Genomic DNA, 25,545 nt, shown 5'->3' with positions numbered 1-25,545 from the left:
AACGTGGAAGAAACACATAGCGGGGAGACGCAAGGAATGAGCGTTTAAGGACTTGGCCAAGCCGTCCCGGTAGCTGGCAATTGCGCCACGGTACCGTAATGTTTTGGCTTTACGGTATTCATCAATTGCTGGTAAAACGCCATCAGCGTTTGTGGATTGCCATAACGACCGGCAATGGTGACGTATTCGTCCTGGATTTGCTCCCTAGCATCCTTCAAGGCATCCATCAGCAATTTGGCGTAGGCGTGATCATTCATGTGCGCAGCGGTTTGCACGGCATTGAGCAAATTGTTGACGATCAGTTGCGCCAATTCCAGGGCAATCACTGGCGCCGCTTCTTCGGCCCAGAGTTTGGCAATGCCGGCATCCTCCCTCGCCAGGTTATGGATCATGCCGCCGATGGCATCCGGTACGGTTTGCATGAAGGCTTTCTCGCTGTCGGTGATCTGGCCGCTGTTGGTCGAGAATTTGTAAATCAAGCCATTGCCGCTATTAGCCGATCCCAGCAAGAGTTCCATTACCCTTTGTTTCAAGCCGACCAGATTGACGTTCTGGACCATAGGTTTCAGACACTGATCGGCGTCATGGCCATCACTGCAGGTATACATCCTGACGGTTTGATAACTGTTGCCGGCATCGTTGCCGTACATCAAATCCTTGATCCGCAACACTGGCGGCGGCGCGCTGATGGCATTGTTCTCGCCTTTGCCGTCGGGCGCGGCTTGCGGGGCATCGACAATCACTGTACCGGAAATACTCATCGCCGCTTCCAGCAAACTGTTGCCACCAAACCGGAACCAACCGCCGGCGTTTTGATTGACCAAGGCCCGCCAGACCAGATTGCCTTGGATGATCTTGGTCATATCCGTAGGATCGTTCTGTTTGATCTGCTGTACCGGATCGCCCAAGGTACTGGTATTGGTCCAGCTGGAAAACACATCCGAAATACCTTGGGTAAACGAGGCATTGGACAGATTGGTTTTGCTTTGCAGATCGAAAGCTTTGACCGTGTCATTGACCAGGCCCTGCGCCAAACGACAGGAGTTGCTGAACATTTGATTCATCTCCTGGATTTTCTTTTGCAGATCGGTCATCACCGACGCACACCAGGGACACATGGCACCGACGGCTAGCTGAAACGCATATCCCGCCGCATTGCCAGCCACATTACGCATCAGTTGCACAAACTGGTTGAAGTTGATGAAACTGAAGCTACCGGCAAACAAGTCGATACCGCCGCAGCCGGCGCTGAACGACGGCGGCACGAAGGAAACCAGGTTGGTATTGGTGATGCCGTTGCGCGCCACCAAGCTGCCGCCGGTAATCACGCCCCGGCGCTGTCCCAAATGCGCGGTCGGCGCCGTGAAGTTGGTCATGGTACCGAACATGCTGTCCATTTCCTGCTGTAGGTCGGCATAGGCTGGAACGGAACTTTCAACCAACAGAATCAACACCAGCACCTGACGATAGCGCCGAGATAGCGAAAATGACGTCATGGCGTACTCCCGAGATGCGCACTGCCTTGCAATGCCTGGATCAGTGACAGTGGATCTTGAGTGACCGCAGGGCTGATGCTACCGGCGGCCGGTAACAACATCGGCGTGTTACGAATGCCCTGGGTGGTTTGGTATTGGGTGGCATCGATCCATCCGGATTCCTTGGCCGCCAGCAGAATCCGACCGGTGATTTCTTCCAGCGACAAGGCGCCTTGCGCCAACGGTACGATTTGCTTGGGCGGTTTCATCAGGAAAAGCGCCGGCGTCTGTTCAACCCCCAACATCGCCGCCTGACCGTTATCCCGTTTGAACTGACTGAAAAAGCCGTTCGGCATCGGTAAACCATCCAGCGACACGGGATAAATCTTGAATCCATAAGCGTTTTCCAGCATGGCCAAAATCGGCGTCTGCACATGGCAATAAGGGCAATTGGACCGGAAGAAAAACAAGATGCCGGCTTGGGCGGCAATCGCTTTCAAAGCACGCTCGGCCACCACGCTGGCCTGATGATTGGCTTCATTGGCCGCATAAGTTGCCACCGGCCGGCGCACCGTTTCATCGAGTTGCGGATCCGACATCACCACGTAACGCGCTGCATTGGTAAAACGCTCGGCTTTGTCCATCATCACCCGCTGCAGGTAATAAAACGCGGCGACGTTCTCGGGACTCGGATCGTCGATGGCTTGGTTTAGGTAATGCTCCAGGTTTTGCTTCAACCAGGCGGATGAGAGGGGTTGAGGTTCTACAGCAGTCTGGGCTTGAGCTTTGTGATCAACTTCAGCCTGAACGACGCTGGGCTGTTTACTGTCAGGCTTGGGCTTTTCCTGATCGGCTTGAATTTCGGGTTGCGATTTTTTAACCGGCTCCGGCAACACCTCGTACCAAAACCAGCCGCGTTGTTTGTCTTCGAAATACGACGCAGCCGGCCTGTCGACAGACGCATCCCCACAAACCGCCGATGTCGGCAGTAGCAGTACGAGCAAAAAGTGATGCAGAGCGTGTTTTGGGTTCATAGCTCAATTGTCTACGACACCCAAGCCCTGGTCGTCATCGAAATCGCGATAATTTTGGCGATTTCGACAAAGCGGTCAAAAAAATGCCCCTGTGTGGCCGGCATCGACGAAACCGCCGAAATCATCCTCCTTTCGCAACCGTACCACGCGCTCGAATCCCTACAATTCGACTCGGAGTTCCGAAATGTGCCACAAAAACCTAACAACGACCGGAAGGCTGAACGCCGTGCGCAATCGGGCTTTGAGGGTTAGGCACTGGCCATGACTACACACGGGAAAACCTATTCAGGGTTGTTGTCCAAAAGCCTGTATAGGTAAACAGCATCGAAAATGTCAGGCCAGCACGAACAGGCAAGCCCTTGCCCTACATGGGTTAGCGATGGACGTGAGGGTGGTAGGTCATTGCCTCGATTTTTGACGATACCCGAGACATTGAATATTCATCATCAAGCTCACTAGGTTTTTTGCCGAGAAAAACCTGTGGTTAAGGATAGGTTTTTTACATGAATTCGTTAAATGCAGAGCACGATGAATCGGCATTAGCCGATGAACGCGTGATTGAGTGGCTGGAAGTCCAGGTTGAGTGTTTGCATGGCCAAGCCCGCATGCTGGTCGATGATTATTGGCGACGCGTTAACCTGGAACGCAAAAGGCATCCGGCATCGCTACGCGGCAGAATGGGGGTTCGCATCCGTCGGAGGGAGAGTGCTTATTCGTTCACCATCGAGTGGTTTCTGATCGCATCGCTATCGATCGACGGCCACACCAAACCGGTCACCCAGCACATCAAAAAAGGCAAAGGCTATCGCTATCCCTTGCAGCACATTCTGAAAAAAGAACCGGATTGGGAAGTCTCGTTGGTGGAGGAATTTGAAAACGAGTTTGTCGATCTACGCAAACAAATCGATTTACTGGGCAAGTTCCGCGATGCATTTCATCGCTGTCGGCAAAGTTTACGCGAAGGTTTGGACTGAAAGTTATCCACAGGGGCGTAGTCCCTTATTAAGATTAAAAAAAGATTATAAATAGATTAGCACCCATTTTTTCGAGTTGTTGAAAATCGCTGTAGGACACGCCAGTCATGGCTTGCAGCGATTCCAAAAAATCGACTGAGCGTTAGTCGAATGCCGTGTGTTTTGTCAGCCGAATGCCGTGCTTTGCGTTAGCCGAATGCCGTGGGGTGTCAGTCGAATGCCGTTACCTTGTTAGCCGAATGCCGTGCCTCTGTCAGTCGAATGCCGTGTGCCCGTCAGCCGAATGCCGTGTCGGGGTGGCATCGACCGGGCTAAAATAGCGTCAGTCGAATGCCGTGCCATTTTGGTCAATGTTGCCTGAGTTCGAGATGCCGTTTTTGCGTTGGTGTGGGTTGTTTTTTGACCTTAACGACATCCTCATCGATTTCAAAGCGCTCAATAGCGCCGATAGTGACCAAGGCCTGCAAGGCTTTACGCACCCGCAGTTTGAAGTCGCGGGGATTTTGGGTGCTACTGCCGCTGAGTTGGTAAAGCGTTTGCAGTTTCAACGGATACGGTGCGGCATGCGACGACAGGAAGCCATGCAGCCATAACGCCAGTGGATGTTTCCGCAATTGCTGCCGTTGTTCGAATTCGATATGGGTGTAACCGTCTTCGAACAGTCGTAACATCGACTCGGTCAGTTCCACTACATAGCGCTGAGTAATTTCGTCGCGGTGGTAGCGCAAAAAGCCTTTTTCACCAAACGTCTGCCGACCGTGGTAGGTGATTTCGACGAAGGCGCCGCCTAAACGCGCCATGGATTCCTTCAACCATTCGTGCTGACTTTTGCCGGTCGATCGGCCTAACGCCATCAGCAGCGCGTGCGCACTGAAGGTTACGCTAAAGCCCGGCAATTGCATTCTGGACAGATGCACGATTTGCATCCAGACGTCCAGATCGGACTGATTGAGCTGAACGCCCAGATAACGGACTTCGATGCCCTCGACGGCCGCCAATAAGGTGCGCTTTTTGTACGCTATCCGCTCATTTCCCTGCACACCAGCAAACAACGCACTGCGCAAACAGGCATTCGGCGTGCCACGCATACCGGTTGGCCAACTGGGAAGTGTCGCTAACGGCTCCACGCGTCGGGGCTGGGCTTTCTTGCGCTCAGTCAATGACTGGAAGCGTTCGGTCAGATTGGTCAGTGACGTGACGGTATTTTGAGTCATACCCACCTCACTTTTTCAAACTGCGGGGGTCGCAGTGCGTGGATGGCGAAGTCACCGGCGGTGGGTTTCGCTGGAGCATCTCGCGCTCTACGTCGGTCAGGTCCAGTTGATGATGACAGTATTTGCGCCAAGCCCGTTCCAGGGTCATGGGATCGGGAGCTTCGGCGCTTTCATTTCTGACGAATTCATCAAGGGAGGAATCCGTTATGGTTGGCCATACCGGATCCTCGCGTCTGACCACATGTTCGATGGATGAGGTACACCATACCGAACCGCCCAAACGACTGGGCTGTCTAGCGTGGTCGAGGCGCCAGGGTAACTCGGCCAATGACGGTGTAACCAGCGATTCAATGACGGTTTCGCTGACCAAGTCAGACGGTGCGGGTAAGGTACTACAGCCTATACAGAACAGGATGGGCACCAGAAAGGTAACGGGGGTGTTTCGAATACTCATGTCGTCTCCAGTCGATTTTTGAAGACTCAACACAGTAAGCATTATTTTTTGGGGCTCGTCATCGAAATCGCGATAATTATTGCGATTTCGAAGATGACCTCGAAAAAAAGTTAGGCATGATGGGTCGCCATGAAAACTCATCACTCTTCATTTCGGATTCCTTGGCTGCAGCGTTGGTTGGGCGCGAGTCAACCCGTACCTGAGCCTTGCCCGGCCATCCAGGAAGACGAGATTCCACGTTACCCGCCCTTCATGAAGGGGCTGCCGGCCGCGCCGGTTGCACGCATTCTCGGTACCCAAGCCGAGCTGATTCAGACCATCGAACAGACATTGGCGTTACCGGAGGCGCTGTTTCAAAGCATCGTATTGCCGGTGATCGCGCGTTATGCCGCCTTCAGTCATCTGCTGCCGGCATCAGAGTCCCATCATCATCGAGGGGCTGGTGGTTTGTTTCGGCATGGGTTGGAGGTCGCGCACTGGGCGACCCTGGCCTCCAAGGACTGTCTGTTTGCCACCGATGCCACCCCTAAAGTAAGAAAATCCCTGGAACTGCGTTGGCGACTGGCTGTGTGTTTTGCCGGGTTGCTGCATGACATCGGCAAACCGGTATCCGACATGGCCGTGATCGACCAACACGGCGGACACACTTGGAATCCTTGCGATGAAAACCTGACGGATTGGGCTAACCAGCATCACATCGAGCGTTATTTTTTGCGCTGGCGTGAGAATCGGCATAAACGTCATGAACAGTTTTCTGCACTGGTCATCGAGCGGGTTTTGACCCGCGAATCGCGTGCCTTCATTCTGGAGCCCGGCCCTGAGATCATGCAAGCTCTGTTGGAAACCATCCATGGCCTGGATCGGGGCTCCAAATGCTATGCGCTGGTGATGGCCGCCGATTGCATGAGTGTGGAACGGGATTTGAAGGCCCACTACCACGGTTTGGAATCCGCGATGGGCATGCCGGTTGAACGATACCTGTGCGATGCCATGCGCCGTTTGATTAAATCCGGTCAATGGCTGGCCAACGAAAAAGGTGCCAGGATTTGGCGATTCGAAGACGGTCTGTATATCGTCTGGCGCACCGCCGTTAAAGAAATTCTGAGCCTGTTGGATAAGGATCATATCCCCGGCATCCCGCGCGATGAAGATACCCTGGCGGATATTTTGATCGAACGCGGGCTCGCGATTCCAAAATCTCTACCCAACGGCGGACGATTTCGTTATTGGCACATGCAAACCGAGAGTCTGAATGGCAGCTTGTTCATGTTGCGCTTGGCCTCGATCGAGCTGGTGTATAGCGGTGAACCGCCGGTCCCTGTGATCGGTGCCGAAGTGAAGGATGAGACCGAGTCACCTGCTGCTGATCAAATCCCGTTAGTCTCCCAGTCTACGAGCGAACCTAACGTCAAGGTCGGAAAGCGGCGAAAAGTGAAGGCGCATGATAACCCGGTCAAAATAAACGCGGACGAGCCCAAAAGTGAACACGTCGCTGAACCGATCTTACCTGCCGATTTAGCGGCAATTTTGGCTATGGATGCGCTGACAGACAGTGGCAGTGGGTTAAGCGATCATGCGGGTCTCGAGGTGGGAGAAATGGTCGATCCTCATCAAAACGACACCACGCCAACATCGCCAAGCAGCGACTCGACAGGCGTGATTGAAGTCGAGTCAGACTCCCTTGCACCGAATAATACTCAGCAAGATCAAAGTGACGTGGCCCGACACTGGTTTGCCTCGCAAGGTCAAGCAGGGCACTGGCTGATTCAACTGGCTGCCATTGTCGCGGCTGAACAATGGCGCTGGGGCACGGATATTTTGGAGGTGCAGCAACAGTGCTTGCTGAGTTTTCCCAAGACGCCGGATGCACTCAAGTTGGAAACCAATCAGTTTATTCTCGTCCTGGAGGAAAAAGGCTGGTTGGTGACCGATGTGCTTTCGCCTATGCGTAAGGTCAGAGAGATCCAGCAGATCCGTGGCGTACTTCTCGCCAGTGAACCAAGCGGCATGTTCAAACAGCTTTTGGCCAACACCACCATACCCGATGTCTATCGGCCTCAACCGATTGAATCAGAATTGTCAGTTCAGACACGGGAACAGAATGCCGAGCGCACGTCAAAAAACACTCCAAAGCCATCAGCGCTATCACCCAGTCCGCCAGGAATCAGCCAGGAAATTCCTCTCGATGCCAAACCCTTGCCGGACAACGCCACACCCAAGTCTGCTTCAGTGGTACCCCACAACCCAGAGGACGTGAATGCCAAGTCGTCCAAAGCGAAATCGGACACGGGCACCCACAAAAAGCAGCACTACCGGCAAGCCATCAGACACTGGATGGACGAATTACAACAAGCGCCCGCGCGAATGGCAGTGGCTGGGGATGACTCAACATGGCTTGAAGTGGACGAACAGTCGATAGCGACTTTTCTGAGTTACACACCCGGCTTGACCCGCACCCAGTTAATGCGAGAACTTGCCAGTCATGGTGATTTCCGAAGTGTCGGTACCTGTTTACAACTGCGTCGCACGCCATGAAATCCGATTACGACTATCAGTTTCCCTGGCGGCCCATCTTCGAGGTGTATGCCATCTCGGGTTGGTTGGGCGGTGCGGGTTTGGCGCATTTCACCAGTCGCTGGTCAGGCTTGCCGCGCGAACCTTTCGATTGGTTGATGACGGCGTGCGGAGTCATGGCCTGTTGGCGGCTGTCGCCGGCTTTGAGTCTCTGGTACCGCAAACGCCGGTTGCGGCAGTTTCGATTCCAATACCTGGATGCCGAAAAGCTTGTAACCATGGTGAAGCAACATCCCGAGGCCTTGTGGTTCGGCTGGGGATTCGATTGGGTGCAAAAGCATGCGCAATTGGCCTACGAGATATTGAAACGCGATGTCTCGACGCTGATTCCGAGCGATCATCAACGCATGGGCTCGGCTTGGATTCACGGTTTGGAAGTGTCCGAAAGCGACATTCGCCAGCCTTTGCAGCATACCGCCGGCCATACGCTGCTGGTCGGTACCACCGGTGCCGGCAAAACCCGCGCCTTTGACGTGTTGGTGACACAAGCCGTGTTGCGTGGCGAAGCAGTGATCATCATTGATCCCAAGGGCGACAAGGATTTGATGGCCTGCGCCAAACGGGCTTGCGCCTTGGCCAAGCGCCCGGATCGCTTCGTGTATTTCCACCCGGCGTTTCCGGAAGACAGCGTCCGTCTCGATCCCTTGCACAATTTCAACCGGCCGTCGGAAATCGCCAGCCGTATCAGCGCTATTTCGCCCAGCGAAAGCAGTAACGACCCGTTCAAAGCCTTCGGTCAAAAATCGCTGGATAATGTTATTCAAGGGTTAATGGTGATCGAGGAACGTCCAACGTTGGTCAAACTGCGTCGTTATTTGGAAGGAGGTCCTTCGACACTGGTGATTCAAGCCCTGGAACGCTATTTCGACAATAACCTGGGCCATTGGCGGCAAGAGGCACGGCCTTATCTGAAGAATGCCAAGGAGATTGATTCCAAAGCGGTAGGCTTAGTGCGGTTTTACCGGGAGGTCGTGCAGTATCAACTGCCGAATCTGGATTTGGAAGGTTTGTTGTCCTTATTCGAACATGACCGAGCGCACTTCAGCAAGATGGTCGCCTCCTTGATTCCGATCATGAACATGCTGACCTCCGGTTCATTGGGGCCGCTGCTGTCACCGAATCCGCACGACGTGGATGATTTGCGTCCCATCACCAATACCGGCCACATCATCGAAAAAGCTCAGGTCGCTTACATCGGCCTAGACTCGTTATCGGACGGCATGGTGGGCAGCGCGATTGGCTCGATTCTGTTAGCCGACTTGGCCGCCGTCGCCGGCGATCGCTACAACTATGGCGTCTCGGACCGACCGGTGAATGTGTTCGTCGATGAAGCAGCCGAAGTCATCAACGACCCCTTCATTCAGGTGTTGAACAAAGGCCGCGGCGCCAAGATTCGACTGTTCATCGCCACCCAGACCTTTGCCGATTTTGCCGCCCGCACCGGTTCTCAGGACAAAGCCCGCCAGGTATTGGGTAACGTCAACAACCTGATCGCGCTCAGGATCATGGACAGCGAGACCCAGCAGTACATCACCGACAATCTGCCGAAAACGCGATTGAAATACATCATGCGCACCCAAGGCGTCGCCACCAGTGCGACTAATCCTACGGTGTTTTCCGGCAATGTCGGTGAACGCTTGATGGAAGAAGAAGGTGATTTGTTTGCCCCGCAGTTACTCGGACAACTGCCAGACCTGCATTACATCGCCAAGTTATCCGGCGGTCGGATCGTCAAAGGTCGGTTGCCGATTCTGCGGTCGGCACATGACCGCCAAGGTGCGAGCTCATGACCCGCAATCTGTTGTTCAGCCTGATGCTTTGGCTACTGGAAGTGATCCTGGTGGCCAGTTTCGTGTCGGACCGATGGACGCGTGAACTGCAGCGCGCTGAAGATCAAATGATGATCGGCTATTTTGGCGCCGTTAAAGAATCTCAGATCAGCCACACGGCGCAACGCTGGTTCGATCGCTTGTTCGTCACAACCGGCATTCGAGAAAGCGTGTTCCGCTACTTCATCCCAACCGAACGTGAACGGCAGATGTCAAAAGGCTTCGAGGATGTGGGACGTAACGATTTATTTCCCTTCATCGAAAGCCGGCTCAACGTGCTGTGGGACACGATCTTTCAAATGATTAAACGCCTGACCACGGCCTGCATCTGGTTACCGTACTTGGCAACTGCCTTGCTGCCGTTTGTCGTCGACGGACTGGTGCGGCGTAAGATCAGCCAGACCAACTTCGATTACCCCAGCCCCATGGCGCATCGCTACAGCCTCTACCTGATTTTGGGCGCACTGTATCTGCTGCTGGTCAGTTTGACCTTACCGTTTCCGATTCCGCCGCAAGCCGTTCCGGTGGGCGTCTTTGTCGTGGCCTACGCCGTCAACGTGCTGTTGGCCAATACGCAAAAGCGGGTGTAGGTGTTCCATGAATGTCATCTGTTTTCTGCACTGCATCATCCACACACATCCGGCGCATAACCGCAGTCTCAGGCCAAATCCAAAACTTGTTTTACTGCTCAACTTCAACACAACCCAGGAGCATTATCATGTTAAACCGTTCTATTAACGACACCGCTACGTCGGATCCTTTGGTTGAATTCATTACGTTAACCGCTAAGACAGTCGCCCTGAACCCAACGTCGCCTGAGCTCGATTCACTTTTGCGAGCGTTTATTGAGTCCTGTATTGCAAATGGCCAGGACGATATTTTGGTAAGCGCTTTACGACAATCGGAAGGTTTGCACGTATTTTCGATATTAAATGAGCGCATTGTTTCGCTCGCCGAACGCATTCGGGTGAGATTGCCGTCTATGCCGAATGCAGAGGCGATCGTATTCGCCATTCCGATGGTCATCGAGCCCCATCATGGAAAGGCTTTACCTAAGCGTATTGAAGACCCCGAACGCATTAGACTATTGCTTCAAAGCCATAGGCTGATCAACGATAGACAAGCCCTCGCCATTCACGACGAATTATTCACCCTTGAAGACATCAACTGGTTACCTAGCCAAATTCGCCAGATCAACCAGCAATTGATCGAGCAAGCCGAAGGCGAAATTTCAATATCGGAATCACGCCGTTCTTTTGTTATGAAGCCCTCTGAGAGTCCGGAGGGCGACCTCATTTTGCGATTCCTAGTGGGTGTGGTGATTAGCGATCAGGCATTAACCCCCCTTTTTTGTGAACAGCCCAAATCGGATGCCTTTGGCGGATTTGCCGAAGAATGGTCAGTAGCCTTTGAAGACGAGATGGATGAACAAACCGGGCACCCTGTCTGGGCTGTTGAAAAACCCAATCCGCTCAGTATTGCCGCCTCGCGCGGGATCCATTTACTCAATGGGCTTGATATCTTCTACAAGGTAATTATGAAAGACCAAGATTATCCCGTGTCAAAAGTCCTGCTCAGTAAACACGGCGTCGATGGCATACCCACGGAAATACGGGCGGCTTTTTTTGATGATGATAAAGCACTGTCAACCGTTTACGTTTGGCCGCTCTTGACAACCGATGACGCTAAGACAGAATTCGAAGACATCAACGAACTTCTGATCGATCTCAATATTCCTCACATGATTGACAACAATCTTCTTCCTGCCATCGAATTCACGGGGAGTTTCCAACACTATTGTGAATCGATGTCTAGGCAATTGGAACCAGAGGAGCCTCAAACGTTCTTTATATGCTGAGTCATGCAGTTAGCGAACGATGACCAATTCTCGCCAATCGGTGGTGTAGCGTTGTGAAATGCGTTCGGCTTTGGGTTTCCAACTGTTATCGAAGCCCGATGACGCGATCGTGACCGCTTTGGGGAATCGTCGATTGATGGTGTCCAGGGTTTGCATGAGGATGGCGTTATCGGGCGGCGTACCCTCGCAGCTCAAGTCGAAGAGATCGAACTGCGAGGGCGATGCGGTAGGGCGAATTGCGCTCAGTTGGACACCGCATTTTTGATAGCCAAAGCCGGGTTTGTAGATGGCTTTTAAGCTCGAGAGTGCGACGCGAATAATCGTGCGGGTATCCTGGGTGGCCGCATCCAACTTAACGGTTGCCGATCGCTGGTACTGAGGATCTTGAACGGCAAACGGATTAGTGCGAATAAACACACTGACGCAACCAGTCACTGACTGTTGTCGGCGTAGTTTTTCCGCAGCTCGGGTACAGTATGCCGACAAGGCTCGACTTAACTCCTCCAGTTCTGTCAGTTTGCGACTGAACGACCGTGAACAGACGATTTGTTGTTTGTCCGCTGCGACGTCTTCCAAATCGAGGCAGGCCGTACCGTTCAACTCCATGACCGTACGGGCGACCACGACGCTGAATTGCGCCTGGATGGTTTTAGGCGACTGGTTGGCTAGGTCCCAAACCGTTTGAATACCCAACTGATTAAGGCGCTTCGTGGTTTGCCGGCCAATCCCCCAGACTTCATCGACGGGGACGATTCTCATCAGCTTTTCCCGACGGATGGGGTCGGTAATGTCGAGGACACCGCCGGTTTGTTTCCATTTCTTGGCGGCAAAGTTGGCTAGCTTAGCCAGGGTCTTGGTCGGTCCCATTCCGACACAGACCGGAATGCCGGTTTGCCGAGCAATCGTCTTGCGGATACGTTGGCCATAGGCCATGGGATCTTGGTAACAAGGATACACGCCGGTTAAATCCAAAAACGCTTCATCAATCGAATACACTTCCATGCGCGGCGTAAATTCTTCCAGCAAACTCATCACCCGCGCCGACATGTCCGCGTACAAGGTATAGTTCGACGAAAACAACTGGATCCGGTGCTGATTGACCAAATGCTGCACCTGGAATAAAGGTACACCCATTTTGATGCCTAAATCTTTAACCTGCTGGCTACGCGCCACTACACAACCGTCGTTATTGCTGAGCACCATGACCGGTTTATCATTGAGGTCCGGCCGGAACACCCGCTCACAACTCACGTAAAAATTGTTACAGTCGACAAGACAGATGCGCGCTTGTTCCGTCATGATCAGACAGGGTGGATGACATTGGTCACCGTCCCCCAAAACACAGTTTCCAGATCCTCGGTCAAGGGAATATCCGGATACGCCGGGTTCTCGGCTTTCAAACACCATTGACCGTCAGTAACCATCAGACGCTTCACCGTCAATTCTCCGTTGAGCGCGCAGATCACGATCTTATCGGGCATCGGCTCCTTGGAACGGTCGACCACCAGAATGTCATTGGGATGGATGCCGGCGCCGAGCATGGAATCGCCTTGGGCGCGCACAAAAAAAGTCGCCGCCGGTTTTTGAATCAGCAATTCCTCTAAATCCAGGGTCTTTTCCACATAATCATCAGCCGGTGATGGAAAACCCGCGGCTACTTTGCTGATGAACAGCGGCAGTCGTCGTTTTTTTTCCGGTTTGGCAAGATGAAACCAATCTAATCCGTCACGGATTTGGGGTAACGGTTGTGAGGGTTTGAGGATCGAAAATGGCAATGATTCGGTCATGGGCATCACGGTGAATTACAAACTATTGATGACATAAGACTACCATCTAAAACGCAAACGTTCTATGATTGTTCTCAATCTAGTTGAACCGTATTTTTTTGCCGCATGAGCGCCTTAACCCGAAAACAACAGGCCATTTTAGATTTCTTGCTGGACAACCAGGCGCAGTTTCCACGGCCACCGTCGTTGAATGAACTGTGTCAGGCACTCGGCTTGAAATCACGGGGCTCGTTACATTTGACTTTGAGCGGATTGATCAACGCCGGTTTTGTCGAAACCATGGGGCTCAAACATCGAGGGGTTCGGTTGACGGAAAAGGCCTTCGGATTGCGTGAATCTGGTCAACATCTGCCTCACGCTTTGCCCTTAGTGGGCAGCATTGCCGCCGGCAAACCGATCGAGGCCATTGAGCATACCGAATGGATTAATGTCCCCGATCAACTTCGTACCGAACAGGCCTGTTATGTGCTTAAAGTTAAGGGGGATTCCATGATCGAAGCCGGCATACTGGATGGCGATTGGGTTGTCATCGAACAACGTAGTCACGCCCGCAATGGGGAAATTGTGGTCGCGTTGATCGACAATCAGGAGGCTACCTTGAAAGTCATTGAGCAGACAGCGGATGAGGTGTTATTGATTCCCGCTAATTCCAGCATGGAAGCCATGCGCTTCCATCCATCGCAAGTCAGCATTCAAGGCGTACTGGTGGGCCAGATGCGCAGTTACCGTTAGGACTCCACTATGCAACCCTTAGCCTTTGTCGACCTGGAAACCACCGGCGGTTCTGCCACGAAAGACCGTATTACCGAGATCGGCATTGTCCTGGTGGATGACGATGGCGTGCGGGAATGGAGCCAACTGGTTTATCCGCAAATGCGCATTCCGTTATTCATCGAACAGATGACCGGTATCAGCAACGCCATGGTAGAAAAAGCACCCACCTTTGAACAGGTAGCCAAGGACGTGGATGCCTTATTGCAAGGCCGACTGTTCATTGCCCATAACGCCAGATTCGATTATGGATTCCTAAAAAATGAATTCAAACGAGTTGGCCTAATGTTTAAACCGCAAGTACTGTGCACCGTGAAGTTGTCGCGGGCACTGTATCCACAGTATCACCGGCACAATCTCGATAGCCTGATCGAACGCCATCAACTGACAGCCAAGGAACGCCACCGTGCTTTAGCCGATGCCCAACTGATTCATCAGTTTTGGCAGCATGCGAACCAGCAGTTTTATGCCGATACCATCGAATCTACGGTAAAAAACCTAGTGCAGCGCTCCAGCCTGCCGTCACAACTGGATCCGAATCTCGTCCATGAATTGCCGGAAGGCCCTGGCGTCTATCTGTTCTATGGCGAAAACGACTTGCCGCTGTACATTGGTAAAAGCGTCAATATCCGCCAGCGGGTGCTATCCCACTTTGCCGCCGACCATCGCCACGCCAAGGAAATGAGCCTGTCCCAGCAAACCAAGCGCATCGATTGGATCGAAACCGGCGGTGAACTGGGTGCGCTATTAACCGAAGCCAATCTGATCAAACAAATGACACCGGTGCATAACCAACGGCTGCGGCGTAAAAATTCGCTGTGTGCCTGGCAACTGGAGCAAAAACAGGATCAGTTGTTGCCGCGTCTGACTTGGGCCAACGATCTGGATTTCGGTTCGCAGGATAATTTGTATGGCTTGTACGGTAATAAACGGGATGCCGAAAAAGCACTTCGCAGTTTGGCTGAACAACATCAGCTTTGTCTGGGTGTGCTGGGCCTTGAAAAAGTCGGTAATGGCAAACCATGCTTTGCACACCAACTCAAACGCTGTCGTGGTGCCTGTGTCGGCAAGGAATCCGGCTTGGAACATGCCACGCGCTTACTGACCGCCATGAGCAAACTCAAACTGAGCAGTTGGCCTTACCCGGGCGCCATTGGTATTCGAGAGGAAGACGATTTGCACGTGATCGATCACTGGTGTTATCTCGGCACGGCGCACAGTGATGAAGACATCCAGGAACTGCTGGAGCAAGGCAGGCCAGCGTTTGACCGAGATACTTATATGACGTTGGTTAAAGCGTTAAAGAAAACTCAGGTCGTGCATTTACGCTCGAAGCCACCCCGTGAATCCATCCGCAGGAGACATTCCGATGCCTGATTCAACTACTCGCCGCCTGAATCCGAACAAATTGCTGTTGAGCAAATGGACTGCCGCACTGCCCAAAAACAAGGAAAAGCATTTTCTGGTCACCCAGTTGATCAAGCCTGAATTGCCGGATGCGCCTATCGAACACATCGAGCTGGAAGCGGTTTATTCACGCCGCAGTTTTATCCTTCCGTGGCGAGATCTGACGGATACCGAGCAATGGTTACAAGGTTGGCAGTAAACCAATTCGGATCAGAAAAGCATGTGCGGACGATTTCAGCTAACAGCCTCACCTGAAGAGATAGCAGAGCATTTTCAACTGTCGCGCCGGCCAAAATACCAGCCTAGCTACAACATCACACCCGCGCGAAAAATCCTCTGCATTGTCGAGTTGGAGGACAAATCGCTGAAAGCAGTCAATTTATTCTGGGGCTTGGTGCCGTCCTGGTCCAAAGACACCAAAAACAGCCATCACCTGATCAATGCGCGTGCCGAAACGATTCGCGAAAAACCATCCTTCCGGGCTGCATTTCAAAAACGGCGCTGCCTGATCGTCGCACAAGGTTTTTATGAATGGCAGAAATTGAATTCGGGCAAGCAGGCTCTTCATATTCATCGTCAGGACAATCAGTTATTCGTCTTTGCCGGTTTATGGGAACAGTGGCAACACGAAGCCGAAACGCTGTATTCCTGCACGATCATTACCACGGCAGCTAATAAGCTAATCCAACCCATTCATGAGCGCATGCCAGTGATCATGCCGGCAGGGTGTTATCACGACTGGCTCAACATAACCTCTAATACAGATGGCGCCTATGACTTACTTGAAAATTCAGCTTACGCCAATATGATTACAACGCCGGTCGACGATTGGGTGAATAATCCTAGACACGACGATATTCGATGTATTGAGCCAAAAGTGAAGTAGAAAAAAATGAGCCACTTTTCAAGATATGACAGATTTTGCTTTAACAGAGACTATGCTGCTATCGTTTCAATACAGAATGAACTGACAATTTGATCCGAGGAGTGGTCCGTGACGAAATGGGTAATTTTCTGTTTGCTAATAATCCTGGCCGAATCCGCCACAGCAGCGATTGGAGGCGGTGACAATATCGATTTCGCACCACTCCCCAATGAGTTTTGCAATGACGATGCTCGAAAAAAACATAAAAACCTTTTGAGTCAATACCCCAAAGACGAAGGAATCATCAAACTCAATGCCTATTTCATTGGGCTTTGCCAATTGGCAGTAGATGGAAATATATCGGAGCATGACGCCAGCATTTTTTGGGCAGAACAGCGAGACGCATTACTTCAAAAACGGCAAACACTAAAAAAATGACGCTGGTTTGGTGAAATTGTTGTTAATGATCTGTTCGACGCTACCGACCCATTGCCGTCAAAGAAAATTGAAATTGCAATGACAGCAAATGGCAAATAAGCTGTCCTTCAAAATTTAGGTGCGATTAGCTTGCGTAATCTGTAATCGCATATTTCGAAGCTAACATTTCTCCGATTACGTTATTGCTAACCGGAGCGGGCTATTCAAGTTTTCATGGTCATGTGAAACAGGGTGTGTATCCTGAAAATTGGGGTGTTGACATCGATTTATCGAAGTTAACGGCTAGAGAATAACGCGAATGATGCGGTTTGTACCTCACCGCATCCGAGCTTACGGTTTTTTTTGGCAGCATTGTTATTAGCAATCTGTCTATTGTTATTAAATTGATCTCATCAAAAATTTGGTGTTTCCCAAGGAGAGGTTTATGTCTGTACCTGCAATACAACCAATTACTCAATTCAAGTTTGAAGGATTGATGATTGAGCGGATTATTATTCACCGCATTTTTCCTCGCACATCCGATAAACAATTAGTAATTCCTAGAACTAGTAACAAACTAATCAGACTTGAGCAGGATGCATCGGATGCTTTGCAGATGCGGGTTACCAAAGCGCTTGGTAATAAATCTCATGGGATCGAAATGTCGATTAATGAGGTAAACACCGGTAGTTTTTTTCAAACTGCTGCAACTATGCTTCATTCTGATGACTCTGGATTTATCGCATTATCGAAAGACTTAGCTAATGGGTTTAATAAAGCATTGTCTGGTACAACAGCACCGGGCGGACTATTGGCTATTATTGCAGGGCGAGTTGGTAATGATTCAACTCCTTTTGTGGCGACAATTAAAGCTGAACCACAAGATGGCTTTAAGGCAGATGAACAGGATGATTATGTGGGTATGGAATACATTTCAGAGCTACTCCTAACCGATGCCCAACGATTCTATAAGATTGGCTTGCTAACAGAAATTATTAGCAATCCACCTGATTTAGATGGCTATCAGGCAGGAAATTATAGGGCTTTCTTGTTTGATCATTTGATGACTGCTACTGAAACTCGACCTGCTGCTGCATACTTTTACAGCAGTTTTTTAGGAATGGATATTCAGAAGTCATCGAAGAAACTAACTCAAGATTTTTTTGAGTATACACGTACTTTCATTAACACATTAAGAGTTTCAGATGAAGAAAAACTTGAACATCATGAGGCTCTACGTGCTGAACTGAGAAGCCAGGAAGCAATCATAAGTACCGCTGAATTTGGGAAGAAGCATTTTAAAGATGAAGATCGCAAATCCTATGATGGCTTCATGCAACTTAAAGGTTTTCCACAAAATGCAATAAGTAAAGACACTGATTATATTCACGCCAAACTAAAGAGAAGACGCAAATATTTATTCAACAACGATATATGGATTTCCACGCCACCAGAAAATGTAGGTAAATTTCTTAATATTGAACCAACCGATGAACAAGGCGTTACTGTAGTTAAGATTAAAGGTCGGTTCCAGGGTCAGCAGTGATGACTCCCGATGATTTCAAAAAATATCTTGAGGAAAGCCGCGAAATTTTTCTGCGGTGGGGGGAATATGTTATTGATCAAATAGTAGGAAAGCTGAGGGTTAGCCTAGGTTATGAGCCTACGCCTCTTTTTATTAAGATTCCACCTTTACCTAGAATAAAAGATATTGATTCGGCATTAGGGAAGATTGGTCGGAAGCAATATGACGATCCGGTCAGGCAGGTCACTGATATTGTTGGAGTTCGTTTTGTAGTCTTATTATCGGATAACATTGAGATGATCGGCAATATTATTAGTTCAGAAGAAGCTTGGATCGCGGTAGCATCTAAAGACTATCAAGACGAGATCGACAAAAACCCTAAACTATTCGATTACCAGTCACAGCACTTTGAAGTTAGACCTGTCGCTGATTTGAATATAGACGGCTTTGTAATTACCAAGGATATGTGTTGTGAAGTGCAAATTCGTACATTACTGCAACATGCCTATGCTGAGTTAGTCCATGACAGCCTTTATAAGCCAGTAGGACCCGTTCCTGCAAAAGCGGAGCGTCAAGTAGCTAAGAGCATGGCTTTAATGGAAACAACGGATGATTTGTTTTGTAGCACAATGCAGTTGCTGTATGATACTAATAAGCCAAGAAATGATTTTTTGTCTGATTTGACGGCTATATATACGGAAAAAATTGGTCAAAATTTAATTAAATTGGATATCAAGACAAACTATGCTGTTTTAGATGAGTTTAGAGGATATGTGGAATACGGTATTTCTGATAAAATAAGCGAGTTTCTTGAAACAAAGAAGTATATACCAAAAAAAATAGAAAGTAGGGCTTCATCCTATCCTTTCTTTGCTCAGCCGGTTTCTGTTTTTATTTATTGGTTAATAGATAAGGCTGGGCCCGATAAAGTGCATAAATGCTGGCCATTACCAGGATATTGGAGGGAGTTGGATATTATTTTTAGCGATCTTGATTGCAAGCCTACTCATACATAATATCTATAACTATCTTGCTTAAAAGATACAAATAAAATGAGGCCTGGGCGTGCAGAATCAAGCTAATCAGGATAGAATTGAATATTTATATAATTCTATTGACTCTCAAATTTCAAGCTTTAGGATGCGAAGACAAGAGAATAAAAGAAAGGCTACACATATTAAAATATTTGTAATTCTACTTGGTGCGATGACAACTATTGCCCTTGGATTGCAAGTAGATAGTATTTATGGCGACCTAATAAAGAATATTGCATTAATTTTCTCTTCAATAATAACGGCGATAAATACTATTGAATTATTTTTTAATTACAGAGCATTGTGGATAAGATACACACAAACAACTGTTCAACTATATGCATTAAAAGCAGAGCTAGACTTTTTGTCAAAGAGTTCAGAAATAACCGAAGAGCAACTGATAAAAATATTCAACAAACTTCAATCCATACTAGCTGAAACGAACTTAGAATGGACAAGCTTCAGAAAAGACCCTGCTTAGCCCGGTAGGATGCGGTTAACAACGTGCGCCGCAACGTTCGCGATTGGTGCTGTTCGTTAGATCATCATCATTTGCCATGACTCAAAGTTGAACGAGCATAATTTTCTGGAAGCAGCCGTTCGAAAATACAAGTTGACCGACAGCGAGTGGCCGATCTCGACAAGTACAGCGTAACAATAGTCACGTATTTTCGTTCAACCTAGCCGCCAAATGAGTGATCCTGCGCTGCGATTGCTGATTCTTGACAGCCATCGCCAGCGCTTTGGGCTGGGCAATCACCACGACCAATTGTTTGCCTCGCGTGACGCCGGTATACAGCAGATTGCGTTCCAGCAGCATAAAATGCTGCATGGCCAATGGAATGACAACCACCGGATATTCCGAGCCTTGCGATTTGTGCACACTGGTGGCATAAGCCAGCGTAATTTCGTCCAGATCGCTGAATTCGTAGTCGATCTCCCTATCGTCGAATAAGATCTTGACCTGGCTGTCCTCAAGATCGATGGCTTTGATCACGCCAATGTCGCCATTGAAGACTTCCTTATCGTAGTTGTTGATCCGCTGAATGACCTTATCACCCGGCGCATAGGTATTACCGAAACGGGTAATCTTCGGTTCGCTGTGTCCGTTTAAGCGTGCTTGCAATTCGACGTTCAGCGATCGCGCTCCCAGGCCGCCACGATTCATGGGCGTCAGAATTTGCACGTCGTTGACCGGATGAAAGTGGAAGCGCTGCGGAATCCGTTCGAGGACGACTTGCATCAATTTAGCGAAAATCTCCTCAGGTGTTTCGGCGTACAGGCAATAAAAATCGCTAAGAGCTTCAGTCTTATCCACCGTCGGCATTTGCCCGTGGTTAATCCGGTGAGCATTAGTGATGATTTTGGAAGTACTGGCCTGGCGGAAAATTTCGGTCAGACGTACGGTGGCAATTTGCCCGGATTCGATGATGTCAGCCAGCACAGATCCGGGTCCGACCGAGGGTAATTGATCAACATCACCGACAATTAAAACCGCGGCCTCGGTCGGTATGGCCTTTAACAGCTGATTCATCAATACCACGTCCATCATCGACGACTCATCAATCACCAAGCAATCGAGGTCTAGCGGGTTCTCGTCATTATGCTTAAATGCGAACTGCGTCGGATCGAACTCCAGTAGTCGATGCACCGTTTTTGCTTCCATACCAGTCGATTCAGTTAAGCGTTTTGCCGCTCGCCCTGTCGGCGCGCACAAACCGATTCGCACCCGTTTGGCTTTGAGAATCTTGAGCAGACTGTTGACCAGCGTGGTTTTACCGACACCGGGACCGCCAGTGATCACCGAGACTTTATGCTGGAGTACCAATCGAACGGCGGCCGCTTGCGACTGCGACAAGCTCATGCCGGTTTGCTCTTCCACCCAGGGTATGGCTTTATCGGCATCAATCACACCCCAGGGTGCATCGCCTTGATTTAATCGATTCAGGTGGGCGGCACAGCCTATTTCAGCGCGATGCAAAGGCGTCAGGAAAATGAATTCGTCGCTGCCATCGATTTCGGCGATCAAATTGCCCTCGGTTAATTCCGCCGCGATCGCTTGGTCGATGATCGGCATTGGAATTTCCAGTAGTTTCGCCGCCATTTCGCACAGATTGCTACGAATAGCAGCGCAGTGGCCTTCGCCAGACCATTCCTGCAAAACATGTCGGACACCCGCTTGCGCTCGCAGCAGGGATTGCGGGCCGATGCCCAGCTTCTGCGCCAGAGTATCGGCGGTTTTAAAGCCGATACCGTGAATGTCCAGTGCCAGGCGATAAGGATTTTCGCGCACTTTCTCTATGGCCTGATCACCGTAGGTTTTGTAAATTCGCACCGATCGCGAAGTGCCGACACCGTGCGATTGCAGAAAGACCATGATATTCCGAATCACTTTCTGTTCTGCCCAGGCGCCGGTCACTCGTTCCTGGCGTTTCTTACCAATTCCTGGTAATTCCAACAGACGCTCGGGTGTTTGCTCAATCACATCGAACACCCGTTCACCGAAGGCTTTGACCAGCTTCTTGGCAAAATGGGGACCGATGCCTTTGACCATGCCGGATCCCAGGTATTTTTCGATGCCATCCAAAGTGGTCGGCGGCACGATTTTTAATGAAATGGTTTTGAATTGCTGGCCATGTTGGCGATCATTGACCCAGCAACCCAGGCATTCGATATATTCACCCGCAGTGACACTGGCGGCCGAACCGATCACGGTAATCAATTCCCGATAACCCTTGACCTTGACCCGCAACACGCAAAATCCCGAGGCCTCGCTATGGAACGTTACGCGCTCAATCGAACCGTGTAGTGTTTCAACGGGGTTGTCGGCAGAATGTGACGGGCTGGGTTGGAAATCCATGCTCAGTAAGCTATCTCTAGCGTTTTTTCATCAAGTCATCGAGCGTCAGTCCGCAGTTGGGCGCGAAGGACAGCATAAAAAATCTGACCTCAGGCTGATCCATTGCTTCAATATCCCGTTCGAGTTGTTCGGCAGCTATTTCAAATTCAGCATTGCCGGCTTTCAATTCGGCCTGGCATTTCAGGTAGGCGGATATCTTGTCGGCCGCTTTGATGATTTTCTGATGAGCTTCAGACATTTGCTGGTGATCGATCAAAGCCCGGAAATCGGCTTGTAATGCTTCAGGCAGTAGATTCAATAACTCTTGTTCCGCTTGCTGCTCGATTTTCTTGTAGGCACCGAGAATTGCTGATGAATGGTATTTGATGGGCGTGGGCATATCACCGGTAATGACTTCAGTGATGTCATGGTAAAGGGCTGCGGTTGCCACGGCATTGGCATCAACTTCACCTTCAAAGTACCGGTTTTTGATGAGCGCCAAGGTATGGGCAATGACAGCCACTTCCCAGCTGTGCTCCATGACATTTTCTTCATAGGCGTTGCGTTTTAGTCCCCAGCGTTTAATCCATCTCAAGCGCGAAAGGTATGCATAAAAATTCGAACTAATCGACGGTGACATGGGGTTCAGAAATCCTAGGTTTGTTCAAAGTAGATTAAAACACTGCAACGCAATAGCCTTAATCTTACTGCCGCTGAATCGTTATCCCCAAATTCTGTAGATAACATTGTTTAATATATAGGGTTAGTTCATCTAACCTGCTGCTCTACTTAAAGGCTTATCAAATTGGGCAATAATTGGTCATCACTACACCGTGACGTTTTGGATTCACCCGCTACAGTGGCGCAAGCTGTCGCTGGGTTGTTACTGGTTCTGGAAGAGAAAGACCAGCTGACAATAGCCGCAATGGATCCGAACAACCTGATAGACCTGCACGTCGGGCTTGGACTGGCGATTCGAAATGCCTACGACCTTCATAACCCTGATAATCCAATACTATTTGAATGTGCCACGTCCCGTCCTGATGACGCTGCACGTTTCATTATTCATGCTCTGTGGCAACGGCTACAGTAAACAACCACTTTACGGATAAACAGATTGCTTGCGTTACGCCTTACCTTTGGATTTTTTATCGTTCTATGCTGGAACGGTGCGCATGCTCACCCCGGTAAGGTTAATACCGAAGGTTGCCATACCCATCGAAAGACGAGTGAATACCACTGCCATGAAGATCGCATCAAGGCAAAAGTGGAACCGGTCGTGCCACCCAATCAAACAGCTCAGCCACCTGCTCAAGTGCAAGCCAGCATGGAGTCGAACGAGCTTCTTAAGCTTGATTACGAAGGATTCACCCTTTGGATTGATTGCAAAGAACGAGCCGTTATCCGATTTCGCTATACCGCCCAGCGAGACAATGGCAATGTAAAGCGCTACGATCAGTTTGAGTTGGGGCCAGGTGCACCAGCAGCGTGCCAACAGTTCAGTAGCCATGCCTACGGCAATGGCTATGATCGTGGTCACCAAGTGCCCGCAAATCATCTTGATGACTCGGTCAATGCGATCCATCAATCGAACTATATGGCGAACATCTTGCCTCAAACCTCGCAGATGAATCGAGGTGCCTGGTTGCTTACGGAGGAAATCATCGAGTGTTACCGAGATATTGATGCTCTCTTAGTCCTTGGTGGCGTTATCTGGGGTCAGGATACCAGCAACGATATTTTTACTTCCAGTCATGGCGTACGCACCCCCGACTACTTTTACAAAGTGATCGTACGGGGCACTGGCGCAGATGAGCGGGCAATTGCCTGGGTAGTGCCCAATTCCACTGAGGCCACGAAACGCAAACTGGATCACTTTCTGGTATCGATTGACGAACTGGAAAAACTTACTGGAGAACAATTTCCAGTTGCGGATTATGCAAAACATGACAAGCCAGCCACCAGCTGGTTAATTCCATACGGCTGCAACAAAAGTTAATCCTGACCTGGAGTGACCCGCTAGGCTACTAGTCATGAGCACCCAGTAAAATGCCATTCATATGCAAATCCTTGCCATGAGTTTTCCTTCGCTTTATCATTATAAAAATTCATCGACTTCGATTAATTATTCACTCAATATGACATATGATCACCTGTCGACTATCAACGATCCTTGGATCCAAACGCCTTAAAGTCGCCGACGTATGTCACGCAACAGGTATTGCTCGGGCGACGGTAGATCGCTATTACTACGATCAGGTAAAAAGCTTTGATCGCGAGGTGCTTGCCAAGTTGTGTCGCTATTTGCAGGTAAAGCCGGGGGATCTACTGGTATTAGTCGACCAACAAGATTTATTTGAATCGTGGGAACAACCCATGCAGCCCAGCGAACCGAAGATCAAGGGAGGCGTATGATTGAGCGCGAGGTGAAGGTTTTGCTTGATGCCAATGCGGTGAAGCAAGTCCAAGTTCATTACGCCGTAATGGCACAAGGTTACATGGTGGTCATCAACGGACAACCACTGGAAACGACGAAACGTGAAACCAAGGAATTTAAAACCTTGGACGCGGCAGCCAAACAGTTATTCAAACTCGGCATTGCGGATTTTTCAGTCAAGCTAAAAACCTGTACAGGCTAAATGGGCCGACCTATCTAACTTTTTGCTTCAAGGAATTCCAAGTGGGCGTGATCAGAAACTGCATTTTTGGCAAACAATGCGATAAAAAATGGGACAAGTTGACTCAAACGGATAATCAGGACGTTCGCTATTGTTCAGCCTGTGAACAGAATGTTTACTTGTGCCAGGACGAATCCACTTTAGCCGAGGCGATCCAAGCAAATCGTTGTGTTGCCGTTGATATTGATGACAAAGTGCGGCTTTTAGGTGAACCATTGCCTGCCCCGTATCCTTAGGCGCAAGCCTCTCTGCCTAATGAACATAAACGAAATGGGGTATTTGAAATTATGCGTGGGTGAACGCTTTGACCATGACATGCCCGCGGAAGGCATGAGCATAATCCTAGCGAATGGCACGCCTTTGCTGACGTTTAATTTTTCGGCGTCCCCTCGAGAAATCCAAGCCTTTCTGAATGGGAATACTTCGTTTGCCTTATTCGCAAAAGCCGAACTCATTTTGTTTTTATTCAAAATCGAGGGTTTTCTGGATTGGTCAGATTTGGCGTTTACCATTCATCTAGCAGGTGATGAGACGATTGATGAGGGTGATGCTTATTTGCCCTTTAATCTGGTCTTGGTGGATCCCGATACTAAAATTATCAAAGGCCTGCGTATGGTGACAGTTTCTCCGGATTTCAGGTCAAGACTGGCTGATTTGATCCGAACACAAGTCTCAGTGCCGTTTGATACGATGAATTACTATCGTGCCATTGGCAGTCTTTACGACAACTTTCCCGCCGCAAGCGATTTGCTCAAGCAAGCCGTTATTGTCGAACAAGGCGGCAAGACATTACCTACGCTGTAGAGGATA

The 25,545-nt window shown here is 49.8% G+C and carries 26 protein-coding genes; 18 read left to right on the top strand and 8 right to left on the bottom strand.

Going from position 1 to position 25,545, the window contains the following annotated elements; genetic code table 11:
• Positions 1-44 precede the first annotated feature (44 nt).
• Positions 45-1,496 (bottom strand): conjugal transfer protein TraH, encoded by a 1,452-nt coding sequence (locus tag EBB_RS00245; protein ID WP_192391950.1) that lies wholly within the window; start codon positions 1,494-1,496, stop codon positions 45-47.
• Positions 1,493-2,509 carry a conjugal transfer protein TraF gene (traF, locus tag EBB_RS00240; RefSeq protein WP_225587185.1) on the bottom strand — a complete coding sequence of 339 codons (1,017 nt, stop codon included), beginning with the start codon at positions 2,507-2,509 and terminating at the stop codon, positions 1,493-1,495. The genes EBB_RS00245 and traF overlap by 4 nt, the downstream gene beginning before the upstream one ends.
• 503 nt (positions 2,510-3,012) lie before the next feature.
• On the opposite strand from traF, the gene mobI reads away from it, so the two are divergent.
• Positions 3,013-3,483, top strand: a complete 471-nt coding sequence (mobI, locus tag EBB_RS00235) for a conjugative transfer protein MobI(A/C) (protein WP_192391949.1) — start codon at positions 3,013-3,015, stop codon at positions 3,481-3,483.
• 347 nt (positions 3,484-3,830) lie between these two features.
• On the opposite strand, the gene trfA is transcribed toward mobI, so the two are convergent.
• Complete coding sequence (gene trfA / locus EBB_RS00230) at positions 3,831-4,697, bottom strand: plasmid replication initiator TrfA (protein ID WP_192391948.1); 867 nt, start codon at positions 4,695-4,697, stop codon at positions 3,831-3,833.
• 7 nt (positions 4,698-4,704) lie between these two features.
• Entirely contained in the window at positions 4,705-5,151 is a 447-nt protein-coding gene (locus tag EBB_RS00225; RefSeq protein ID WP_192391947.1) for a hypothetical protein, read from the bottom strand.
• A gap of 129 nt (positions 5,152-5,280) precedes the next feature.
• Between EBB_RS00225 and mobH the strand changes: the two genes are divergently transcribed.
• From mobH to EBB_RS00205, 4 genes are all read left to right on the top strand, one after another.
• Entirely contained in the window at positions 5,281-7,686 is a 2,406-nt protein-coding gene (mobH, locus tag EBB_RS00220; protein ID WP_192391946.1) for a MobH family relaxase, read from the top strand.
• Positions 7,683-9,515 carry a conjugative transfer system coupling protein TraD gene (traD, locus tag EBB_RS00215; RefSeq protein WP_192391945.1) on the top strand — a complete coding sequence of 611 codons (1,833 nt, stop codon included), beginning with the start codon at positions 7,683-7,685 and terminating at the stop codon, positions 9,513-9,515. Before mobH ends, traD begins: the two co-directional genes overlap by 4 nt.
• A complete protein-coding gene (locus tag EBB_RS00210; RefSeq protein ID WP_192391944.1) occupies positions 9,512-10,144 on the top strand; it encodes an IncC plasmid conjugative DNA transfer DtrJ family protein in 633 nt (210 codons plus the stop codon). The genes traD and EBB_RS00210 overlap by 4 nt, the downstream gene beginning before the upstream one ends.
• Before the next feature lie 128 nt (positions 10,145-10,272).
• Positions 10,273-11,412, top strand: coding sequence for a ubiquitin-activating E1 family protein (locus EBB_RS00205; protein ID WP_192391943.1), 1,140 nt, complete (start codon positions 10,273-10,275; stop codon positions 11,410-11,412).
• Between the two features lie 9 nt (positions 11,413-11,421).
• Here EBB_RS00205 and EBB_RS00200 read toward each other — a convergent pair whose 3' ends face one another.
• Both EBB_RS00200 and EBB_RS00195 read right to left on the bottom strand, forming a co-directional pair.
• Positions 11,422-12,711, bottom strand: coding sequence for a Y-family DNA polymerase (locus tag EBB_RS00200; RefSeq protein WP_192391942.1), 1,290 nt, complete (start codon positions 12,709-12,711; stop codon positions 11,422-11,424).
• 2 nt (positions 12,712-12,713) lie between these two features.
• On the bottom strand, positions 12,714-13,199 hold the full coding sequence (locus EBB_RS00195) for a LexA family protein (RefSeq protein ID WP_192391941.1): 486 nt from the start codon (positions 13,197-13,199) through the stop codon (positions 12,714-12,716).
• Between the two features lie 105 nt (positions 13,200-13,304).
• Between EBB_RS00195 and lexA the strand changes: the two genes are divergently transcribed.
• The 8 genes from lexA to EBB_RS00155 all read left to right on the top strand — a co-directional run bounded on the left by lexA (position 13,305) and on the right by EBB_RS00155 (position 19,699).
• Complete coding sequence (lexA, locus tag EBB_RS00190) at positions 13,305-13,931, top strand: transcriptional repressor LexA (protein ID WP_192391940.1); 627 nt, start codon at positions 13,305-13,307, stop codon at positions 13,929-13,931.
• A 9-nt stretch (positions 13,932-13,940) separates the two neighbouring features.
• Positions 13,941-15,347 carry a 3'-5' exonuclease family protein gene (locus tag EBB_RS00185; protein WP_192391939.1) on the top strand — a complete coding sequence of 469 codons (1,407 nt, stop codon included), beginning with the start codon at positions 13,941-13,943 and terminating at the stop codon, positions 15,345-15,347.
• Positions 15,340-15,576, top strand: a complete 237-nt coding sequence (locus EBB_RS00180; protein ID WP_192391938.1) for a TIGR02450 family Trp-rich protein — start codon at positions 15,340-15,342, stop codon at positions 15,574-15,576. The genes EBB_RS00185 and EBB_RS00180 overlap by 8 nt, the downstream gene beginning before the upstream one ends.
• A 21-nt stretch (positions 15,577-15,597) precedes the next feature.
• Positions 15,598-16,263: an SOS response-associated peptidase gene (locus EBB_RS00175; RefSeq protein ID WP_192391937.1), complete on the top strand. Its 666-nt coding sequence runs from the start codon at positions 15,598-15,600 to the stop codon at positions 16,261-16,263.
• Positions 16,264-16,371: 108 nt separating this feature from the next.
• The gene (locus tag EBB_RS00170; protein ID WP_192391936.1) at positions 16,372-16,680 is read left to right on the top strand and encodes a hypothetical protein; all 309 of its coding nucleotides are present in this window, start codon (positions 16,372-16,374) and stop codon (positions 16,678-16,680) included.
• Between the two features lie 424 nt (positions 16,681-17,104).
• A complete protein-coding gene (locus EBB_RS00165) occupies positions 17,105-18,205 on the top strand; it encodes a nucleoid-associated protein (protein ID WP_223146782.1) in 1,101 nt (366 codons plus the stop codon).
• Positions 18,205-19,200: a GTP pyrophosphokinase gene (locus tag EBB_RS00160; protein ID WP_192391935.1), complete on the top strand. Its 996-nt coding sequence runs from the start codon at positions 18,205-18,207 to the stop codon at positions 19,198-19,200. The genes EBB_RS00165 and EBB_RS00160 overlap by 1 nt, the downstream gene beginning before the upstream one ends.
• 49 nt (positions 19,201-19,249) lie before the next feature.
• Entirely contained in the window at positions 19,250-19,699 is a 450-nt protein-coding gene (locus EBB_RS00155) for a DUF4231 domain-containing protein (protein WP_192391934.1), read from the top strand.
• 180 nt (positions 19,700-19,879) lie between these two features.
• Here EBB_RS00155 and recD2 read toward each other — a convergent pair whose 3' ends face one another.
• Both recD2 and yfbR read right to left on the bottom strand, forming a co-directional pair.
• Complete coding sequence (recD2, locus tag EBB_RS00150) at positions 19,880-22,078, bottom strand: SF1B family DNA helicase RecD2 (protein WP_192391933.1); 2,199 nt, start codon at positions 22,076-22,078, stop codon at positions 19,880-19,882.
• Positions 22,079-22,094: 16 nt separating this feature from the next.
• Positions 22,095-22,697 carry a 5'-deoxynucleotidase gene (gene yfbR, locus EBB_RS00145; RefSeq protein ID WP_192391932.1) on the bottom strand — a complete coding sequence of 201 codons (603 nt, stop codon included), beginning with the start codon at positions 22,695-22,697 and terminating at the stop codon, positions 22,095-22,097.
• Positions 22,698-22,898: 201 nt separating this feature from the next.
• Between yfbR and EBB_RS00140 the strand changes: the two genes are divergently transcribed.
• The 5 genes from EBB_RS00140 (at position 22,899) to EBB_RS00120 (ending at position 25,539) form a co-directional block, all read left to right on the top strand.
• Positions 22,899-23,150, top strand: coding sequence for a DUF6794 domain-containing protein (locus EBB_RS00140; protein WP_192391931.1), 252 nt, complete (start codon positions 22,899-22,901; stop codon positions 23,148-23,150).
• 24 nt (positions 23,151-23,174) lie between these two features.
• The gene (locus EBB_RS00135) at positions 23,175-24,056 is read left to right on the top strand and encodes a DNA/RNA non-specific endonuclease (RefSeq protein ID WP_192391930.1); all 882 of its coding nucleotides are present in this window, start codon (positions 23,175-23,177) and stop codon (positions 24,054-24,056) included.
• A 146-nt stretch (positions 24,057-24,202) separates the two neighbouring features.
• Positions 24,203-24,472 (top strand): helix-turn-helix domain-containing protein, encoded by a 270-nt coding sequence (locus EBB_RS26600; protein ID WP_192391929.1) that lies wholly within the window; start codon positions 24,203-24,205, stop codon positions 24,470-24,472.
• The gene (locus EBB_RS00125) at positions 24,421-24,696 is read left to right on the top strand and encodes a hypothetical protein (protein WP_192393625.1); all 276 of its coding nucleotides are present in this window, start codon (positions 24,421-24,423) and stop codon (positions 24,694-24,696) included. Before EBB_RS26600 ends, EBB_RS00125 begins: the two co-directional genes overlap by 52 nt.
• A 330-nt stretch (positions 24,697-25,026) precedes the next feature.
• On the top strand, positions 25,027-25,539 hold the full coding sequence (locus EBB_RS00120; protein WP_229427515.1) for a hypothetical protein: 513 nt from the start codon (positions 25,027-25,029) through the stop codon (positions 25,537-25,539).
• Positions 25,540-25,545 lie beyond the last annotated feature (6 nt).

It is taken from the genome of Methylomonas fluvii, from assembly GCF_014850975.1.
In the GTDB taxonomy this organism is placed as follows: Bacteria; Pseudomonadota; Gammaproteobacteria; order Methylococcales; family Methylomonadaceae; genus Methylomonas; species Methylomonas fluvii.
Note: the sequence above shows the minus strand (reverse complement) of the source record. Positions and strands in the feature narration are given on the sequence as shown.